This is a genomic window from Pedobacter sp. GR22-6 (assembly GCF_037402555.1).
In the GTDB taxonomy this organism is placed as follows: Bacteria; Bacteroidota; Bacteroidia; order Sphingobacteriales; family Sphingobacteriaceae; genus Pedobacter.
On the sequence record NZ_JBBEUC010000003.1, the window covers coordinates 214,905 to 233,697 of the forward strand.

General features: G+C 46.9%; 17 protein-coding genes. 9 read left to right on the forward strand and 8 right to left on the reverse strand.

Annotation, left to right across the window (positions count from 1 at the left end; genetic code table 11):
* Positions 1-12: 12 nt before the first annotated feature.
* The 4 genes from arsB to WAE59_RS14745 are packed head-to-tail and all read right to left on the reverse strand — an operon-like array spanning position 13 to position 2,429.
* On the reverse strand, positions 13-1,053 hold the full coding sequence (gene arsB, locus WAE59_RS14730) for an ACR3 family arsenite efflux transporter (protein ID WP_337856742.1): 1,041 nt from the start codon (positions 1,051-1,053) through the stop codon (positions 13-15).
* Positions 1,050-1,463 (reverse strand): arsenate reductase ArsC, encoded by a 414-nt coding sequence (locus tag WAE59_RS14735; protein ID WP_337856743.1) that lies wholly within the window; start codon positions 1,461-1,463, stop codon positions 1,050-1,052. Before WAE59_RS14735 ends, arsB begins: the two co-directional genes overlap by 4 nt.
* A 28-nt stretch (positions 1,464-1,491) precedes the next feature.
* On the reverse strand, positions 1,492-2,061 hold the full coding sequence (locus WAE59_RS14740; RefSeq protein ID WP_337856744.1) for a DUF6428 family protein: 570 nt from the start codon (positions 2,059-2,061) through the stop codon (positions 1,492-1,494).
* A gap of 38 nt (positions 2,062-2,099) precedes the next feature.
* A complete protein-coding gene (locus WAE59_RS14745; RefSeq protein WP_337856745.1) occupies positions 2,100-2,429 on the reverse strand; it encodes an ArsR/SmtB family transcription factor in 330 nt (109 codons plus the stop codon).
* Positions 2,430-2,667: 238 nt separating this feature from the next.
* Here WAE59_RS14745 and WAE59_RS14750 point away from each other — a divergent pair, with 238 nt between their 5' ends.
* A complete protein-coding gene (locus tag WAE59_RS14750) occupies positions 2,668-3,930 on the forward strand; it encodes a FecR family protein (protein WP_337856746.1) in 1,263 nt (420 codons plus the stop codon).
* Between the two features lie 795 nt (positions 3,931-4,725).
* Here the strand turns inward: WAE59_RS14750 and WAE59_RS14755 are convergent.
* Both WAE59_RS14755 and purD read right to left on the reverse strand, forming a co-directional pair.
* Positions 4,726-5,049: a phage holin family protein gene (locus tag WAE59_RS14755; protein ID WP_337856747.1), complete on the reverse strand. Its 324-nt coding sequence runs from the start codon at positions 5,047-5,049 to the stop codon at positions 4,726-4,728.
* A 105-nt stretch (positions 5,050-5,154) separates the two neighbouring features.
* The gene (gene purD / locus WAE59_RS14760) at positions 5,155-6,426 is read right to left on the reverse strand and encodes a phosphoribosylamine--glycine ligase (RefSeq protein ID WP_337856748.1); all 1,272 of its coding nucleotides are present in this window, start codon (positions 6,424-6,426) and stop codon (positions 5,155-5,157) included.
* A gap of 135 nt (positions 6,427-6,561) precedes the next feature.
* Between purD and WAE59_RS14765 the strand changes: the two genes are divergently transcribed.
* The 8 genes from WAE59_RS14765 to WAE59_RS14800 all read left to right on the forward strand — a co-directional run bounded on the left by WAE59_RS14765 (position 6,562) and on the right by WAE59_RS14800 (position 16,365).
* Positions 6,562-6,864 (forward strand): hypothetical protein, encoded by a 303-nt coding sequence (locus WAE59_RS14765; RefSeq protein ID WP_337856749.1) that lies wholly within the window; start codon positions 6,562-6,564, stop codon positions 6,862-6,864.
* A 132-nt stretch (positions 6,865-6,996) separates the two neighbouring features.
* On the forward strand, positions 6,997-10,308 hold the full coding sequence (gene secA / locus WAE59_RS14770) for a preprotein translocase subunit SecA (protein ID WP_337856750.1): 3,312 nt from the start codon (positions 6,997-6,999) through the stop codon (positions 10,306-10,308).
* Between the two features lie 15 nt (positions 10,309-10,323).
* Positions 10,324-10,767, forward strand: coding sequence for an SPOR domain-containing protein (locus tag WAE59_RS14775; RefSeq protein ID WP_337856751.1), 444 nt, complete (start codon positions 10,324-10,326; stop codon positions 10,765-10,767).
* Entirely contained in the window at positions 10,760-11,947 is a 1,188-nt protein-coding gene (locus tag WAE59_RS14780) for a M20 metallopeptidase family protein (RefSeq protein ID WP_337856752.1), read from the forward strand. The genes WAE59_RS14775 and WAE59_RS14780 overlap by 8 nt, the downstream gene beginning before the upstream one ends.
* A gap of 8 nt (positions 11,948-11,955) precedes the next feature.
* Positions 11,956-12,903: a hypothetical protein gene (locus WAE59_RS14785; protein WP_337856753.1), complete on the forward strand. Its 948-nt coding sequence runs from the start codon at positions 11,956-11,958 to the stop codon at positions 12,901-12,903.
* A 22-nt stretch (positions 12,904-12,925) separates the two neighbouring features.
* Positions 12,926-14,926 carry a DNA primase gene (gene dnaG, locus WAE59_RS14790; protein ID WP_337856754.1) on the forward strand — a complete coding sequence of 667 codons (2,001 nt, stop codon included), beginning with the start codon at positions 12,926-12,928 and terminating at the stop codon, positions 14,924-14,926.
* Between the two features lie 4 nt (positions 14,927-14,930).
* Positions 14,931-15,293: a YraN family protein gene (locus WAE59_RS14795; RefSeq protein ID WP_337856755.1), complete on the forward strand. Its 363-nt coding sequence runs from the start codon at positions 14,931-14,933 to the stop codon at positions 15,291-15,293.
* A complete protein-coding gene (locus WAE59_RS14800; RefSeq protein WP_337856756.1) occupies positions 15,274-16,365 on the forward strand; it encodes a glutaminyl-peptide cyclotransferase in 1,092 nt (363 codons plus the stop codon). Before WAE59_RS14795 ends, WAE59_RS14800 begins: the two co-directional genes overlap by 20 nt.
* Before the next feature lie 48 nt (positions 16,366-16,413).
* Here WAE59_RS14800 and WAE59_RS14805 read toward each other — a convergent pair whose 3' ends face one another.
* Both WAE59_RS14805 and pgi read right to left on the reverse strand, forming a co-directional pair.
* Positions 16,414-16,953, reverse strand: coding sequence for a DUF4251 domain-containing protein (locus WAE59_RS14805; protein ID WP_337856757.1), 540 nt, complete (start codon positions 16,951-16,953; stop codon positions 16,414-16,416).
* Between the two features lie 123 nt (positions 16,954-17,076).
* Positions 17,077-18,723 carry a glucose-6-phosphate isomerase gene (pgi, locus tag WAE59_RS14810; RefSeq protein ID WP_337856758.1) on the reverse strand — a complete coding sequence of 549 codons (1,647 nt, stop codon included), beginning with the start codon at positions 18,721-18,723 and terminating at the stop codon, positions 17,077-17,079.
* Between the last annotated feature and the right edge of the window lie 70 nt (positions 18,724-18,793).

Sequence of the window (18,793 nt, forward strand, 5' to 3'; positions counted from 1 at the left end):
ATTTGTTAGGATTTATGGCCTTAAAGATTCCTGCTGGCTATAATACTTTTTCCGGAACCAGAATGCGAGTTTGACCAGGGCAATTAGTGCCGGAACTTCAACCAGCGGACCTATCACACCAACAAAGGCCTGTCCGGAGTTGATGCCGAAGACTCCGATGGCGACAGCGATAGCCAGTTCAAAGTTGTTGCCAGCAGCCGTAAAGGCAATTGATGCACTTTGTGGGTAGTCGGCACCCATCCTCTTACCGGCAAAAAAGCTGATCAGGAACATCAGTCCAAAATAGATGACCAGAGGTATGGCGATGCGGATTACATCCATAGGGATTTGAAGGATCAGTTCACCTTTGAGGCTGAACATGACAAGAATGGTAAAGAGCAGGGCGATCAGGGTGATGGGTGAAATAAAGGGAATGAAGACTTGTTCAAACCATTGTTGACCTTTGAGTTTGATCAGCGCATAACGGCTGATCAGCCCGGCGGCAAATGGAATGCCCAGGTAAATACCCACGCTTTTTGCAATTTCAACAATAGTGATGTTCACATCCAGTCCCCGGATGCCAAAGAGCGGTGGGAAGACGGTGATGAAGAGGCAGGCATAAATGCTGTAGAGCAATACCTGAAAAATACTGTTCAGCGCAATCAGTCCTGCCGCGTATTCCCTGTTGCCTTCAGCCAGCTCGTTCCATACCACTACCATGGCGATGCAGCGAGCGAGCCCGATGAGGATCAGCCCGATCATATATTCGGGATAACTATGCAGAAAAGTAATGGCCAGTATAAACATAAGCACAGGTCCGACTATCCAGTTTAGGAAGAGTGAGGTTCCAAGTACTCTGGTATTGCGAAAGACCTCCGTCATTTTTTCATAGCGGACTTTGGCCAGCGGCGGGTACATCATGAGTATGAGGCCAATGGCAAGTGGCACATTGGTTGTGCCACTTGAAAACAAATTGATAAATCCAGCAGAACCAGGCACAAAATAGCCAATGCCAACACCGATGGCCATTGCCAGAAATATCCACAGTGTCAGATAACGATCCAGGAAGCTCACAGGTTTTCGTTTACGAAGTGCTGTGCATACTTTCTGATCATTTCCCGCACGGCTCTAAACTGCTCCATCACCTCTTCATCGCTTCCTGTAGCTTTTGCAGGATCCGGGAAATTATGGTGCAGTTTGACGGCATTGGATGGGAAGTAGGGGCAACTTTCCTTCGCGTTGTCACATACTGTGATGACGAAGTCGAAGTCGATTCCGGTGTATTCATTCAGGTTATTCGAAGTATGGCCAGAGATATCTATCCCATCCCTTTTCATGATTTCAATGGCTTTGGGGTTTACACCATGCGTTTCAATGCCTGCGCTGTAGATTGTAGCAGCATCGCCTGCGAAATGTCTCAGATAGCCTTCTGCAATCTGACTGCGGCAACTGTTGCCAGTACATAGTACGAGTACTTTTTTCATTTTTATAATTGAAGTTTGGTTTTTGGTATTAGCAACAGCCCGAACCTGGCTCGCATACCTGCGAATCGCCAGCAAGATTGATCAGTTGTATTTTTGTTTTTTCTGTGTTTGTGGCAGGCGCACAGCATTCTTCGCCGCTGTCTGTGGTTCCGCAACGCTCTCCGCGCCCGATGGCTTTACACTGCGTAAAGTCCGGAACCAGGTTGATGATGAGGTTGTCCCCCTCAATGATAAATTCTCCCGGATACATTTGTCTGGTGTCAAAAGCGGAATTGCCGAACTCAATTTTTACCATAGCCAGGGGATTGAGCGGTAACGATTTTTCGACAATTTTTACAATGGACAAAGCCTTGCTGACCTGCATTGCCCTTTCACTGTCTTGTACAGAGGGCTCCCAAAGCTGCATGATCACTTCAGTCCAGGTGTTCATCTTTCCCCCACAGTCGACAGACACAATCGGAGCCTGTTTGATTTCTGTAATGTGATAAGAAGCATCCACCCATTTGCCTTCGGCGTACTGGAACTGTAAGATCAATTCCGGATGTTGCGCTAATGTGCCTTTAAAGGTCTGCCAGTTCATAAATTCTGTATTGTTCATAATATTGCAATTTTACGATTGATATAAGTAAAAAAAGGTTAACAGCAGGTAGTTTCGCCTTTGTAAGAACCTAAAAAGGCACCAAGCTGATCTTCCAGTAATTTCCAGGTTTTAGGGTTGATGCAATAGCAAACACTAACGCCCTCGATAGTGCCCTGTATGATCCCAGCTGTTTTCAGTTCTTTCAGGTGTTGCGAAATGGTTGCTTGTGCCAGGCCGAGTTCGCCTACCAAATCCCCACAAATACAAGTATTTGAGATGATGATCCTTTGCAGAATGGCGATGCGTGCCGGATGAGCGATCGCTTTCAGCAATGTGGAGAGCTGGTTCTGCTCGTCTGTGAATATTTCTGATTTAGTGAGTCCCATAGTTTGTATCGCAATATTACGATATGTTTTTGACATTCGCAAACTTGCCTGGAAATTCTCATCAATTTGTTTTGATCTATATTTAGATTTTCCGTAAAAATACTAAGCAAAGTCTGCCATTAAACGGTGTAAAACAACGCCACTAAAAAGTACCAACTCCAGAACTAAATAAATATTTTTAAATACCGCATCCACTTTTTTGAATTTCTGTGTCTTTAGTAGTAAAGCGCAGAAATAAATGAACAAGGACCGTCTTAGCCAACTATTCGAACTGCAGGTGAGCCAAGGTGCTACCGAGGCTGAGCGTAATGAGCTGCGGGGCCTTATGGCCTTGCAGGAACATGAAGAGCAGCTGAAGGTCTTACTTGCAGAATTATGGGATAAGTATACTGCTGAAGAGCTGGTTTTTAGTGCGGAGGAATCGGCAGCAATGCTGAAACGGGTTTTTGAGGTGGTAGCTGGTACAGCGCAGGGGCTTCCTGCACGGCCAGAGCGAGGCAAACTGCTGAGTTTGTGGCCGAGGTGGCGCCTGGGCGTGGGCGTAGCAGCTGCGGTAGCCACTATTGTTTTTGGCATTTGGTTTTTTAGCCCTTCTCGTCATTCCGGCGCAGGCCGGAACCTCGTACTAGCAGGATCTGACATAGCCCCCGGAAAGAGTGGAGCGACTATCACGCTGGCCAACGGCCAAGTGATCCAACTCGACAGTACTAAGCAAGGCGTAATTGTAGGAGATGCGCTGAAGTATGACGATGGCGAGATCCTGAAACAAGTTCAGGAAGACGACCGCCTTAGTAGCAAAGCGCAAATGCTCACCGCCACCACAGCCAAAGGCCAAACCTATAAGTTTACACTGCCAGACGGAACACACGTATACCTAAACGCAGATTCAAAAATCATTTTTCCTGCACAATTTTCTGGAAAAGAACGCAAAATATTGTTAGAGGGGGAGGCCTACTTCTTGGTAGTTCACAACGAAAAACAACCTTTCCGGGTAGAGAGCAAGGAGCCAGGAGGTGGCAAGCAAACCGTAGAGGATATCGGAACAACGTTCAACATCAATGCCTATGCAGATGAAGGTATCGTAAAAACTACATTAGTAGAAGGGGTTGCTGCGGTGTACGCGGACCTAAGTTCGTCATCGCGAACAAGTGCAGCGGCGAAGCAAGCTCCGATAATCCTGAAGCCCAGTCAGCAATCTAGCCTGAGCGGAGGCCAACTCGAAGTAAGGAGGGTAAACACCGAAGATGTGCTGGCCTGGAAAGATGGCCAGTTCAGGTTCAACAATACGCCGCTTTCGGAGATTTTACGGCAGATAGGCCGTTGGTACAACCTGGAGATCGTATACGAAGACCGGGAAGCGGGCAAAAGAACTTTTACAGGAGTGATCAGGAGAGATTCCAGGCTTTCGGAAATCCTGAGGGTATTTGAGAAAGGTGGCATTCAGTTCCGCGTTGCAGATCCCAGGAAGGCAGGCGGGGCCAAGCGACTGATTGTAATGTAATTAAAGAAACAACTAAACAACAATTCATAACCAGAACAAAAGAATCGCGAACCACAAACAAAGACACATGAAGAGATAAAAAGGACCACCACAGCTTAAAGAGGTTGCTAAGTGAAAAAACCGCTCCGGCGTCGGACCCGGAACGGCTATATCGCTTAGGTAAAACCCGTCCCTTTAGAAAAGAATCCAGTTTTAACCCTCCCGGAAAAATGCCGGGAACAAGCTTATCAAAGATATGCAAATTAACTTATTGCGGGAAGGACGCTATAAACAGCGTTTTATTCCGCACAAATTTATTTTGGTAATGAAAATTACAACGTTTATTCTGTTGGCGTGCTTTATGGAGATTTCGGAGATAGTATCCACCTCTTTTCGGGCCAAAGTGTCCAGTCAATTTTCACCCAACGCTTTCTGGATCCCCTGGACCTGGCGCTAGGTATTTCTGCCTGATAAATGCGCTTAGATAAGCGTTAGTAGCCTCCCCAATTCAATTCTTTATAACTCTGTGTTTAGAATCCAGATTTTACCCTATTTTCAGTACGCTGAGCTTTCTGAAACTGCTCAGCAGACCAGGAATGCAGACCCCATATAAATGATGATTCAAAGCCTTTAAAATCAGTCAAGTGGATACTTTGGCTGAAATTAGTGGACATTTTGCAGCGAAATGGCTGGACAGCGGATTCCGAAATCAGGTGGACAGTATTGCCGAAACCTCCAGTCTTAGTATTGTGACGCTCATTGATCCATTTATTTTGATCAATGGTAAATTCTACTTTTTGGATGTCGACAATGCAATTACAATATCCAGCCGGCGAGTGACATGACCAATGCGATGATGACGGCGGGGGCGAAGCCTTTAATGTAGAAATCTGAGAAAAGCTTGTCGGCAAGTTTGATCATCAATGCAGTGACGACGAGGTGGATCAAAAAGGAAAGAAGTCCGAAAGTGACGATGTTGAGGGGGAAACGCAGGAACCAGCCAAGTGTAGCATTGAGGATCCCGATCACAAGAGCTACAAGTACGGCAGTACCATAATTCTTAATGGTCACTGTTGGGAGGATATAGGTCATGCCCAGGATGACAGCGGCATTGACGAGAAGTTGTATAATAAAGTCCATCGTGTTTTGTTTTAAACTAATTTTTACTTAAGCTGGTTGCTTAAGCTATCACCAGAATGCAAACAGGCGAAAGCTCGCAGACTGGTGACGCTTAAAAGAAGGATTTTATACTAAATCAAATCCTATGTCTTCCCGGAAGTATTTTCCGTCAAAATAAAGTCTTGCTGCATCTGCGGTGGCAGATTGCAGGGCATCAAACTGGTTGTCCTGTAAGCTGGTTACAGCGATCACACGGCCGCCATTGGTCTTGATGACACCGCTTTCTAAAACTGTGCCGGCATGAAACACGACCGACTGACGCACATTGTCGATTCCGGTGATGGTTTTGCCTTTTTCGTAATCGCCGGGATAACCGCCTGCTACAACCATCACGGTTGCTGCGTTTTTAGGGCTAATGCTGAGTTTATAATCTTTCAACTGTTTTTTGGCAGTGGCCATAAACAGCTCTACCAGGTCATTTTCAATACGCGGGATCACACTCTCGGTTTCCGGATCGCCCATGCGGCAGTTGTATTCGATGATCAGCGGCTCATCTCCAACTTTAAACAGGCCGAAAAAGATAAAGCCGGAATAATCGATGCCGTCTTTCTTCAAGCCGTCAATGGTCGGGATGATGATCTTTTGTTCTACTTTGTCTAAAAAGGCCTGGTCTGCAAATGGAACTGGCGATACGGAGCCCATTCCGCCGGTATTCAGACCACTGTCGCCCTGACCGATTTTCTTATAGTCTTTGGCTTCCGGCAGGATCACGTAATTGTCGCCATCCGTCAGGACAAACACGGAAAGTTCGATGCCGGTCAGATATTCTTCAATAACCACCAATGAACCGGCGCTGCCGAATTTACCGCCCAGCATGGCTTGCAGTTCTTCTTTAGCTTCAGCTACAGTCTGACAGATCACCACGCCTTTTCCAGCGGCCAGGCCGTCGGCTTTGAGCACGATGGGCAGACTGTGGTTGTCGAGGTAGGCCAGACCTTCCTGCAGGCTTTCATTGCTGAAGGATTCGGAACCTGGTGTCGGAATGCCATGACGGGCCATGAACTGCTTGGAGAAATCCTTACTGCCTTCCAGAATGGCACCTTCTGATTTAGGGCCGATCACCGGAATTTTGGCCAGGGACTCATCCGCCAGGAAAAAATCATGGATGCCACGGACCAGCGGCTCTTCCGGACCAACGACCACCAGCTCGATATTTTCTTTGAGTACCAATGCTTTTACCGCCTCAAAATCATTAGGGTTTAGGTTGATGTTTTTGCCATAAGCACCTGTACCACCATTACCGGGTGCGATAAAAAGTTGTGCGCAAGCGGCCGACTGGCTGATCTTCCAGGCGAAAGCACTTTCTCTTCCTCCTGATCCTAATACTAATATATTCATTTGTAAATGCGATTTAATTGTTGGTCTATGCGGGCAAATATACCGCTTTAACCAAATTATTTACAGCTAAATTGAAGTAATAAGCGGAATGAGATTTCTGTATGTAAAAGATTAAAATTAGATTTGCCCCCGATCATGAGACATATCGTAACGTTATCGCTGGTATTTTTTAGCCTTACCCACCTTGCAAAAGCAGAGCGGGTAGAGGGGCTAAGGCTATTGACGGAACGCTATTGCAACAAGCACCAGGTAAGTATTGATTCGGTTTCGGTGAATTCTGACCAGACTGATGACCAGGTACATCCTTTCTTCCTGACCTATAGTGAACTCAGTGCGATCGGCCTTTCTTCTGAACTGCGTGTGATGAAGTACCGGGCTTATAACAATGTCATTGCCGACCTGACCATACGGGCAAAGCCGAAGAATAATAGTCCTTAGTTGTGTAGATGACACCCGCCAGGGGATTGTAAATGACTGACAATGTGACCTAAGGTTACATTGGTCTGGTTGTTGTACCTCGAAATCACAATTAATAAGAAGCACATTACCAATAAAACACAATCATAAAGCATGTTAGGATTTTTAGCCAAGTTATTTGGAAGCAAATCAGAAAGAGATATAAAGGCATTACAGCCTATAGTTGTCAAAATCAATGAAGAATACGCAAAACTGTCGGTGCTCAGCAATGACGAGCTGCGTAACAAAACGGTATATTTTAAAGAAGTAATTGCCAAAGCCCTGACCGAGATCGATGAGAAGATCAACGGACTGAAAGCTGAAGCAGAGAACCAGGAACTTTCACTGGCAGAAAAAACAGCCTTATACGATCAGATCGATGCCCTTGGCAAAGACCGAGATAAGGAACTGGAAGTGGTTTTACAGGAAATACTGCCTTCAGCATTTGCTGTAGTGAAGGAAACTTCGAGAAGGTTCTCTGAGAATGCCTTCCTGGAAGTAACTGCCACACAGTTTGATCGCGATTATGCCGCACGCAAGAAGAATGTAACCATCCAGGGCGATAAAGCACTTTGGGCCAATAAATGGGATGCTGCCGGAACAGAAGTGGCCTGGAACATGGTCCACTATGATGTACAGCTGATCGGTGGTATGGTATTGCACAGCGGTAAGATTGCCGAGATGGCAACTGGTGAGGGTAAAACCCTTGTGAGTACCCTGCCGGCATATCTGAATGCTTTGGCCGGACAAGGTGTACACATCGTAACCGTGAATGATTACCTGGCACGACGTGACTCGGAATGGAACGGTCCTTTGTTTGAATTCCATGGCATTAAAGTAGATTGTATCGATAAGCATGAGCCGAACTCCCAGGAGCGCAGGGATGCTTACCTGGCCGACATTACTTATGGTACCAACAACGAGTTTGGTTTCGATTACCTGCGCGATAACATGTCGCAGACCCCCGACCAGCTGGTACAGCGCAAGCTGCACTTTGCAATGGTGGATGAGGTCGATTCCGTACTGATCGATGATGCACGTACACCATTGATCATCTCTGGCCCGGTACCTTTCGGTGACCAGCATGAATTCCATGAGCTGAAACCACGCATCGAACGCCTGGTGAATGCCCAAAAAGAATATGTAAGCAAGGCTTTGAATGAGGCCAAGAAAATGATCAATGACGGTAAAGCCGGTCCCGATGAGGGCGAAGGTGGTCTAGCACTCTTACGTGCACACCGCGGTTTGCCTAAAAATAAGGCCCTGATCAAGTTTTTGAGCGAAGGCAGCGTAAAGCAGACCTTATTGAAAACGGAAAACTATTACATGGCTGATCAGTCGAAGAACATGCCTAAGGTAGATGCCGAACTGTTCTTCCACATTGATGAGAAAAACAACCAGGTGGAACTGACCGAGAAAGGGATCGAGCTGATCACCAAATCGGGTGAGGACCATAATTTCTTCGTATTGCCTGATGTGGGTACAGAGATCGCGGAGATTGAAAAATCGTCGCTGACCGCTGAAGAGAAAATTGCACAGAAGGATGCCCTGATGCGTGATTATTCGATCAAGGCAGAAAGAATCCACTCGGTAAACCAGTTGCTGAAAGCTTATACCTTGTTTGAGATCGATGTGGAATACATTATCGATGAAGGTAAAATTAAGATCGTAGATGAGCAGACAGGCCGTATCATGGATGGCCGCCGTTATTCTGATGGACTGCACCAGGCGATTGAAGCAAAAGAGAATGTGAAAGTAGAAGATGCTTCACAAACTTATGCAACAGTGACCTTGCAGAACTTCTTCCGGATGTACCACAAACTTTGCGGTATGACGGGTACGGCAACTACGGAGGCTGGCGAGTTCTGGTCGATCTATAAATTGGATGTGGTAGAGATCCCGACCAACAGGGTGATCTCCAGAAAAGACCAACAGGATTATGTGTACCGTACGGTGCGTGAAAAATACAATGCAGTAGCGGAAGAGATCGTGAAACTGACAGAAGCGGGCAGACCGGTATTGGTAGGTACGACTTCAGTAGAGATCTCCGAATTGCTGAGCCGAATGCTGAAACTGAGGGGCATCAAACACAATGTGCTGAATGCCAAGATGCACCAGAAAGAGGCAGACATCGTAGCGGAAGCAGGTCAGGCAGGACAGGTAACCATCGCGACCAACATGGCTGGCCGTGGTACGGATATCAAGTTGGGCCCTGGCGTGAAAGAAGCCGGTGGTCTGGCCATCGTAGGTACAGAGCGTCATGAGTCTCGCCGTGTAGACAGACAGTTGCGCGGTCGTGCCGGTCGTCAGGGAGATCCGGGTTCATCCCAGTTCTTCGTTTCACTGGAAGACAATCTGATGCGTTTGTTCGGTTCTGAAAGGATTTCCAACATCATGGTGAGAATGGGTATCGAGGATGGTGAAGTGATCCAGCACTCGATGATCACCAAATCTATAGAGCGTGCACAGAAGAAAGTAGAGGAGAACAACTTCGGGATCCGTAAGCGTTTGCTGGAGTATGATGATGTGATGAACTCACAGCGTTCGGTGATCTATGCAAAACGTAAAAATGCGCTGTTTGGCGAACGTCTGGATGTAGACATGAGCAATATGGTGTTTGACGTGGCAGAAGACATTGTGACTGAATATAAAGAAGAAGGCAATTACGAAGGCTTTAAGCTGGAAGTGATCAAGAACTTCTCTGCAGATACGACCATTGATGAAGCAGAGTTCAACTCCAGGAACATCCACCACCTGACCGACAAGTTGTTTGAAGAGGTGAGTGCATTCTACGCCAGGAAATCAGATGCGATCATCAGTCAGGCCATGCCGGTACTGACGCAGGTATTTGAAGAACGTGGTGAGCAGATCGAACAGATCATCGTTCCTTTTACAGATGGACTGCGCCATGTACAGGTTCCGGTAAGTTTGAAAAAAGCAATTGAGAACCACGGACGTGAGGTGACCAAATCTTTTGAGAAAACAATCGTGCTGGCACTGATTGACGAGTCATGGAAAGAGCATTTGCGCGAGATGGACGAGTTGAAGCAATCGGTACAGAATGCGGTATACGAGCAGAAAGATCCTTTGATCATCTATAAGATGGAGGCTTTCAACCTGTTCAAAAATATGCTGAACGCAGTAAACAAAGAAGTGGTGAGCTTCCTGTATAAAGGAGGTATCCCGGTGCAGACTGACCCAAACGACGTGAGGGAAGCACAGGCCCCAAGGCCGGCTCCCAGCAAGTTGAAGATGTCGAAGCCTGAGTTTACACAATCGAGCAGCACAGGTATGCCGGAAATGGAAGATACCCGCGAAGCGCAGCCTCAGCAACCGATCCGCAAGGATGTAGTGATTGGAAGAAATGAGCCTTGTCCATGTGGCAGCGGTAAAAAATATAAAAACTGCCATGGTGCAGGATTGTAAACGAAACTGATTTTAATGAGAAGCTTATTCACTGGTGTATTGATCTGTTGTGCTATTGGCCTGTCTGCACAGACCAAAGGCCTGGTCACGGTACTGAAAGATCCGATGATTGACAGTTTGATCGCGAAAAGAATAGCTTTAAATACCAGTACTAAGATCGTTGCAGGTCCGGCCGCGGCCAGACCTGCAACCATTGTTTCCTCCATGGGCTACCGTGTGCAGGTATTTTACGGTTCAGACCGCAGACAGGTCTACAGCCAGCAAGCAAAGTTCAGTAGCCAGTATCCTTCGCTAAATACTTACATTACTTATAAGGAACCTAATTATTACCTGCGTGTGGGAGATTTCAGGACCCGTTTGGAGGCACAGCGCCTTCTGAATGAACTGAGGCCCAGCTTTCCTACCCTGTTTATTTTTAGAGAAAAGATTAACGCCCCTAACTTAGATTACAATGATTAATAAAGATCAAATCCAGGCCCTGTCAGGCGAGATATTTGAGCAGGTAGTAGGCTACCGCCAGCACCTCCATGCGAATCCCGAACTTTCTTTTCATGAGTTTGAGACTTCTGCCTATATCAAGAAACAATTGACGGAATGGGGGATCCCTTATACAGAAATGGCGAATACTGGTGTGGTTGGACTGATCAGCGGTGAGCTTCCTTCGGACCAGGTCATCGCATTGCGTGCGGATATGGACGCACTGCCCATCCTGGAGGCCAACGAGAAACCTTATACTTCCAAAAATACCGGAGTAATGCATGCCTGCGGCCATGATGTACACAGCTCTTCCCTATTGGGTACGGCGTACATTTTGAACAGCCTGAAGGCAGATTTTGGCGGTACGGTAAAACTGATCTTCCAGCCGGCAGAAGAACTGCTGCCAGGTGGTGCAAGCATCATGATCAAAGAGGGGGTACTGGAAGACCCGACACCCCAGGCCATTGTAGGCCAACACGTAATGCCATTGATCGAGACCGGTAAAGTCGGTTTCCGTCCGGGCATCTATATGGCTTCTACAGATGAACTTTATGTAACGGTACACGGAAAAGGCGGACATGGTGCGCAGCCGCACCAGAACATCGATCCGGTGCTGATTGCTTCCCATATCATCATCGCACTACAGCAGATTGTGAGCAGAAATGCCGATCCGCGTCTGCCATCTGTGCTTTCCTTCGGAAAGGTACAGGCAAACGGGGCTACCAATATCATTCCGAACGAAGTAAAGATCGAGGGAACTTTCAGAACCCTGAATGAGGAATGGCGTAAAGAGGCGAAACGCCTGATGAAGAAAATGGCCGAGGGTATTGCTGAAAGCATGGGCGGAAGCTGCGATTTCAGGATCATGGACGGATATCCCTTCCTGATCAATGAGCCGGTACTGACCGATAATGCGCGTGCCTTCGCTGAGGATTACCTTGGCAAGGAAAATGTAATAGACCTGGACATCTGGATGGCGGCGGAAGATTTTGCCTATTATTCGCAGGTGACCAATGCTTGTTTCTACAGGCTGGGTACTGGGAATGCGGCTAAAGGCACGACGTATTCCGTACATACGCCAAACTTTGATGTGGATGAGGATGCGTTGAGAACGTCTACAGGTTTAATGGCGTACATTGCGCTGAAACAATTGGGGAACTAAGCGAATTCATGAGCAGGGGACTGGTATTTGCGGTATTGATGATGGTATACCTTTGCGGGTACACACAGGAAATCAAGCGCTTCAATCCGGATACCCTGGAGACGATTCAGCTGGATTCTGTGGTAAATATCAAAGCCCAGAAATTTGGGACGGAAACCTTCATCAATGCCATCATTACAGATAACAGCTTTTATCAGGCATTCCGGAACATGAAGAAATACGGCTTTACGGCCGAGAACCGGATTTATACCTACGACAAAAAGAATAAAGTAGACGGCAGGATCTACCGCAAGATCAAACACCATGCTTCCGGCCCTAAAAAGATGGAATACCTTGTGAAACAGGATACCGGGAAAGTCTATAAAAAGAACGGAAAATACCAATTGTACACCATTGAGATGTTTGATTACATCTTTATGAATGCCTACCAGACCGATTTCGTAGCTGATGCCCCGATGATCGCAGGCAAAGCTGAAGACAGCAACCAGGGTTACAAAGACAAGCTGAAGACCCTTATTTTTTCTCCCGGAAAACCGATTAGAGGACTGCCCTTCATCGGCAGTAAGACGGAAATCTTCACGGCCAATATGCGCCAATACTATGACTATGCCTACCATAGCGGGACCTATCTGGATTCGATTCCGGTATATCGTTTTAAGGTGACAGTGAAACCCGATCTGAGCAACAGCACCAAAGATGGACTGATGATCAAGGAACTGACGACCATTTTCGATAAGCGGACGTTTGAGATCCTGGGCAGGTATGTAGACATGAAATACAGTAATATGCTGTTTGATTTTGATGTACAGATGAACATCGAAACCAGTTATTTTGAGGGAGAGAAACTCCCTGTAAAAATCAGTTACCAGGGCAACTGGGACTATCCTTTTAAGAAAGAAGAGCGCGCCAGCTTTTTGGTACTCCATAAGGACTACCACCTTGAAAAGGGCAAGTAATTTCCCTAACTTCGTAAAATAAATGATCAACCAGGATACCATAAACAAAATCATGGAGACCGCCCGTATTGAGGAGGTCGTAGGCGATTTTGTGTCCTTAAAAAAACGCGGAACCAGTTTAATCGGCAATTGTCCATTTCACAATGAAAAGACACCGTCCTTTAACGTATCGGTTACCAAGGGCATCTATAAATGCTTTGGCTGCGGCAAAGGTGGGGATTCGGTCCATTTCATCATGGACCACGAGAAGTATTCCTATCCTGAAGCCCTGAAATTCCTGGCCAGGAAGTACAATATCGAAGTGGAGGAGACGGTACAGTCGCCCCAGAACATAGAAGCACAAAATGCCAGGGAAAGCCTGTATATCGTTTCAGAGTATGCTGCGGATTTCTTTGCCAATGAACTCTGGACCGGCGATCAGGGCCGCGCGATCGGGCTAAGCTATTTCAAGGAGCGGGGATTCCGGGAAGACATCCTGAAGAAATTCCAGCTGGGTTATTCACCGGATGTCTGGGACGCACTGATCCAGAGTTCAGTAGGCGCCGGACATAAGGAAGAATACCTGGAAAAGACCGGTCTGGCCATCAGGAACGATAAGGGCAAGACCTATGACCGTTTCAGAGGCAGGGTCATGTTCCCGATCCATAACTTTACCGGCAGGGTAATCGGCTTTGGCGGAAGGACGCTGAAGACCGATAAGAATGTACCGAAATACGTCAATTCACCGGAGAGTGACATTTACCATAAGTCCAATGTGCTTTATGGTCTGTTCCATGCGAAGCGTGCGATCCGGGAGACCGACAACTGCTACCTGGTAGAGGGCTATGCCGATGTGCTGGCTGTACACCAGGCAGGCATAGAAAATGTGGTGGCCTCATCGGGAACTTCACTCACGACAGAGCAGATCAGGCTGATCAGCCGCTTCACGCAGAATGTAACCATTTTATATGATGGCGATGCTGCGGGGATCAAAGCTTCCCTGAGGGGGTTGGATATGATACTGGAAGAAGGGCTGAATGTAAAGGTGGTTTCCTTTCCGGACGGTCATGATCCCGATTCCTACATGCACCATGTTGGCGCAGGGGAGTTTAAGAAATACATTGAGAACAAGCGTAAGGACTTCATCCTGTATAAGGCGGAAATCCTCTTGCAAGATGCCGGGACTGACCCGATCAAACGGGCCGGCATCATCAGGGATATCGTAGAGAGTATCGCGAAAATCCCGGATGACATTAAGGCGGCCATTTTCATCAGGGAATGCAGCAATTTGCTGCAGCTGGAGGAAAGGATCCTGCTGTCGGAACTGAACAAGATCAGGGCTGCGAAGTTCAAGAAAGCAAGTAACCATACCCAAAACAATACAGGAACGGCTCCGGCATCAGGCTATCAGCAGGCGAGTCCATACGGCGATATGCCGCCGGACAACCTTTTTGAAAATCCGGACCCCTCTGCAGGACTGGCTCCGCAGGAGCATACCACAGCAGAACAGGTAGAAACGGACGAGATCCAGGAACAGGAGATCGTGAGGCTATTGCTGGCCTTTGGGCATGAATTGGTGAACTGGGACCAGATCGACAACATGTATATTGGTTCCTTTATCATACAGAATTTATCAGATGTCAGTTTTGAAGATGCCCTTTGCAAGCGGATCATTGACACCTATCGCGATGAGATCGAAAATGGACACCTGCCCGTAGCCAGTCAGTTCATCAATGGACAGGACCGTGAGCTTGCTAACCTGGCGATTACTTTGTCGACCTCCCCATATTCCTTAAGTGAAAACTGGTACAACAAGCACCAGATCTATGTGCGGGATGAGACGGTGAACCTGAAGGCGACGATCCTGGGTGGAATCTTTCACCTGAAAAAACGCAAGGTAGACCGGATGCTGATCGGGATCCTCCAGGAGATCAAGACGGAAAAAGATCCGGTAAACCAGGAAATCCTGATGCAGCGGTATTCCTTTGTAAAGGGAGTGGAACGGGAAATTTCTAAATTCCTGGGTTCGGTAATTTTAAAATAGCAAAATGGCAAGTCACAATGATCTGGGCACGAGGGGCGAGGATATCGCAAAGGAATACCTGGAAAACCTGGGTTACCGGGTATTGCGCATGAACTGGAAATATGGAAGGGCAGAGGTGGATGTGATTGCACATCACCGGGATACCCTGGTATTTGTAGAAGTGAAGACCCGGAGTTCTGTCGATTATGGTCTGCCCGAAGATTTCGTAAATACCAAAAAAGAGCGTCAACTGGAGTATGCAGCCAATGAATACATTGAGGACAGCAACTACCAGGGAGAGATCCGCTTCGATATAATTGCAATTGTATTTGAAAATAAGCACATTTATAAAATAAATCACATAGAAGATGCATTCTGGCCTAATTAAAAAAATCAAATTTTCATTTGTGGCGCTTTGCCTGTTATTGAGTAGTCTTTTCATCAGTTCCTGTAAGGATGAAGCCTCGGCTTCGGCATTTGGCTTTAAACTGCCGGAACAGAGCCAGCGTTTTGGTCTTGGTGAAGAAATCAAGGTAGAACTGGATGTACCGAAAGGTGCTGCGATTGGTGGCGTCAGCTACCTGGTAGATGGGAAGGAAGTTGGTACCAGTGCCGATGCAAAACCATTTATGCTGAAGACCACAGGTCTGGCAGTGGGCTTTAAAGTCATCAGCGCCGTCATCTCCAATGGGGACGAAAAAGATACCCTGAGTGTGAATGTTGAGTTGAAATCCGGCCTTAGTCCGGCACTCTACGGTTACACGATTCAGAAAACACATCCGCATGATACGAGTTCCTATACGCAGGGACTGGAATATCACGGTGGCAGACTGTTGGAGAGCACAGGTCAGGATGGCCATTCGACTTTGAGGTGGGTAAATATTGCGACAGGCAAGGCTGAACAACGGATCGACCTCGAGAAACAGTATTTCGGAGAAGGGGCTACACTGGTAGATGATAAAGTAGTGATGCTGACCTATAAGCACAACATGGGTTTTATATATGATGCCAAAAGCTTTAAACAGCTGGGCACTTTCCCTTATTCTACCACCCGGGACGGCTGGGGTCTGTGCTATGACGGGAAGCAGCTGATCATGAGTGATGGTACAAACCGGCTTTACTTCATGGATAAGAACACCTATAAAGATGAACATGCCATTGATGTATATGACAACAACGGCCCGGTAGATTCCATCAACGAGATGGAATACATTGACGGGAAAATCTATGCCAATGTGTATACTAAGAACTATATTGTGGTGATCGATCCACTGTCGGGAATTGTAGAGAAAAAGATAGACCTGAGTGGATTGTTGCCTGCCGGGTATTTTACCAATGATGTTGACATTGCAAATAACGTATTGAACGGCATCGCCTGGGATGCAGCGGGAAAACGCCTGTTCATCACCGGCAAGAAATGGCCACACTTGTTTGAAATCAGCCTGGTGCCGAAAAAATAGACATAAAAAAAGCCTCCCGGTCTTTCCGGGAGGCTTTTTTCGTTTATATTATTTTGCCTTTGCAGTAACTGCTGCAGGGTCACTGAGGTAACCGCTGAAAGAAATGGATTGTCTGTTGTTGTTGATGACATTGAGCATGGCATAACCCGTAGTACCGATATTGAGGGTAAGACGCTGTCCGTCTTTCACATCTTTAGGGTTAATGGTGATGATCCAGTTGCCTTTTTTCTTCTGCTCTACTTTATACGTAAAGTCCTTAGACTTGAACCTGATGCCGGCATCGTCCGGATTCATGGTCGCGGTATATGCCCTTCCGTAGTAAGGGAGGTAAGCAACCACACTGTCTTTGGTGACCTTAAGGTCGTACATGGAGCCGCTCAGCTGGATATTGCCTCCGCCCTGTCCGCCCGGCATTTTGCTCAGGATGGCATTGAGATCGGCATTGGCCAGTGGCTGCGCGCTTGTTGCATTAAAAGTGAAGGTCTTTGAATCGACCAGTTTGGTGGTCGTTTCTTTATCTGTTTGTGCAGATGCCTGAACCGCAGTAAAGACTGCTGCCAGCATTAAAAATCTTTTAAGCGTTTTCATATTGTTCCTTTTTATAGTTGATCATTCTAATATACGTAGAAATAAATATTTATACTACTGTTTTAGAACAAATTAACTCAGCAAAGGTTTAATATGAAAACGCTGGATTCTGTCATATTTTCGTTATCTCCAAGCCTTATATTGGTTGATCAGTCCGTTGGTAGAGCCATCGTGGGAAGAAACAGCTGCATCGCCTTCCAGTTCAGGAAGAATGCTTTTCGCCAGTTGCTTGCCCAGTTCCACACCCCATTGATCGAAACTGAAGATGTTCCAGATGATGCCCTGTACAAAGATTTTATGTTCGTAGAAGGCAATCAGGCTGCCCAGGCTGAAAGGTGTTACCTTTTTCAGGAGGATGGAGTTGGTAGGCCTGTTGCCCTCAAACACTTTGAAAGGTGCCAGTAATTCTATTTCTTCGTCGGTCTTGCCATCTTTTTTGAGTTCGGCAACTACCTGTTCTTTGGTCTTGCCGTTCATCAGGGCTTCCGTTTGTGCAAAGAAATTGGACAACAGGATCGGATGGTGTTCGCCGATCGGGTTCAGGCTCTGTGCAGGAGCAATGAAATCACAAGGGATCAATCTTGTGCCCTGGTGGATCAATTGGTAAAAGGCATGCTGGCCATTGGTGCCTGGCTCACCCCAGATGATCGGTCCGGTTTCGTAGCTGATGTCTTTCCCGTTTCTATCTACGTGCTTCCCGTTGCTTTCCATATCTCCCTGTTGGAAGTAAGCTGCAAAGCGGTGCATGTACTGGTCGTAAGGAAGGATGGCCTGTGTTTCTGCATCAAAGAAATTGATGTACCAAATGCCGATCAGTCCGAGGATGACCGGAATATTGATCTCAAATTCTGCGGTTTCGAAATGCTGGTCAGCAGCGTGCGCGCCTGCAAGTAACTGCTTGAAATTGTCGAAGCCTACGCTCAAGGCTATTGGTAGGCCAATGGCGCTCCACAGGGAGTAGCGGCCACCTACCCAGTCCCAGAACTCAAACATATTCTCGGTATCGATACCGAAGGCTGAGACATCTTTGGCATTGGTAGACAAGGCTGCGAAATGCTTCGCAATATCTTCTTTGGAAGCACCGCTATTCAAAAACCAGTCCCTTGCGGAATTGGCATTGGTCATGGTTTCCTGTGTAGTAAAGGTTTTGGAGGCCACAAGGAATAAAGTCGTCTCCGGATCCACTGTTTTCAGTGTCTCTGCAATGTGCGTTCCATCGATATTGGATACGAAGTGCATGTTCAGGTGGTTCTTGTAGGCTTTCAGGGCTTCGGTGACCATGACCGGGCCAAGGTCGGAGCCGCCGATACCAATATTTACCACATCAGTAATCGCTTTACCGGTATATCCCTTCCATTCCCCGGAGATCACAGCATTGCTGAATTTTTCCATCTTGGCCTGTACGGCATGTACGTCAGTCACCACGTTTTTGCCCTCTACCAGGATCTCTCCGTTGGCTGGTTCACGTAAAGCCACGTGCAGTACCTGGCGTCCTTCGGTCTGGTTGATCTTTTCTCCGCTGAACATGGCCTTGATGGCCTCATCCAGCTTGCATTCCCTGGCCAGCTGGATCAGCAGGGCTATGGTGGTATCGTCGATCCTGTTCTTGGAATAATCGACCAGGATGTCTTCAAATAAAAGGGAGAACTTCTCAAAACGGCCTTCATCTTCCAGGAATAATTGTTTCAGGTCTTTCTCATTGATGCTGATGAAATGGTCAGCGAGGTATTTATAAGCAGCGGTTTCTGTAAAATTTACTGTAGGTAACATATATCGAAGTATCTAAGTGTTTCGGTAAATGTAATGGTTTATTTTATTTGATGAAATTCAATTATAATAT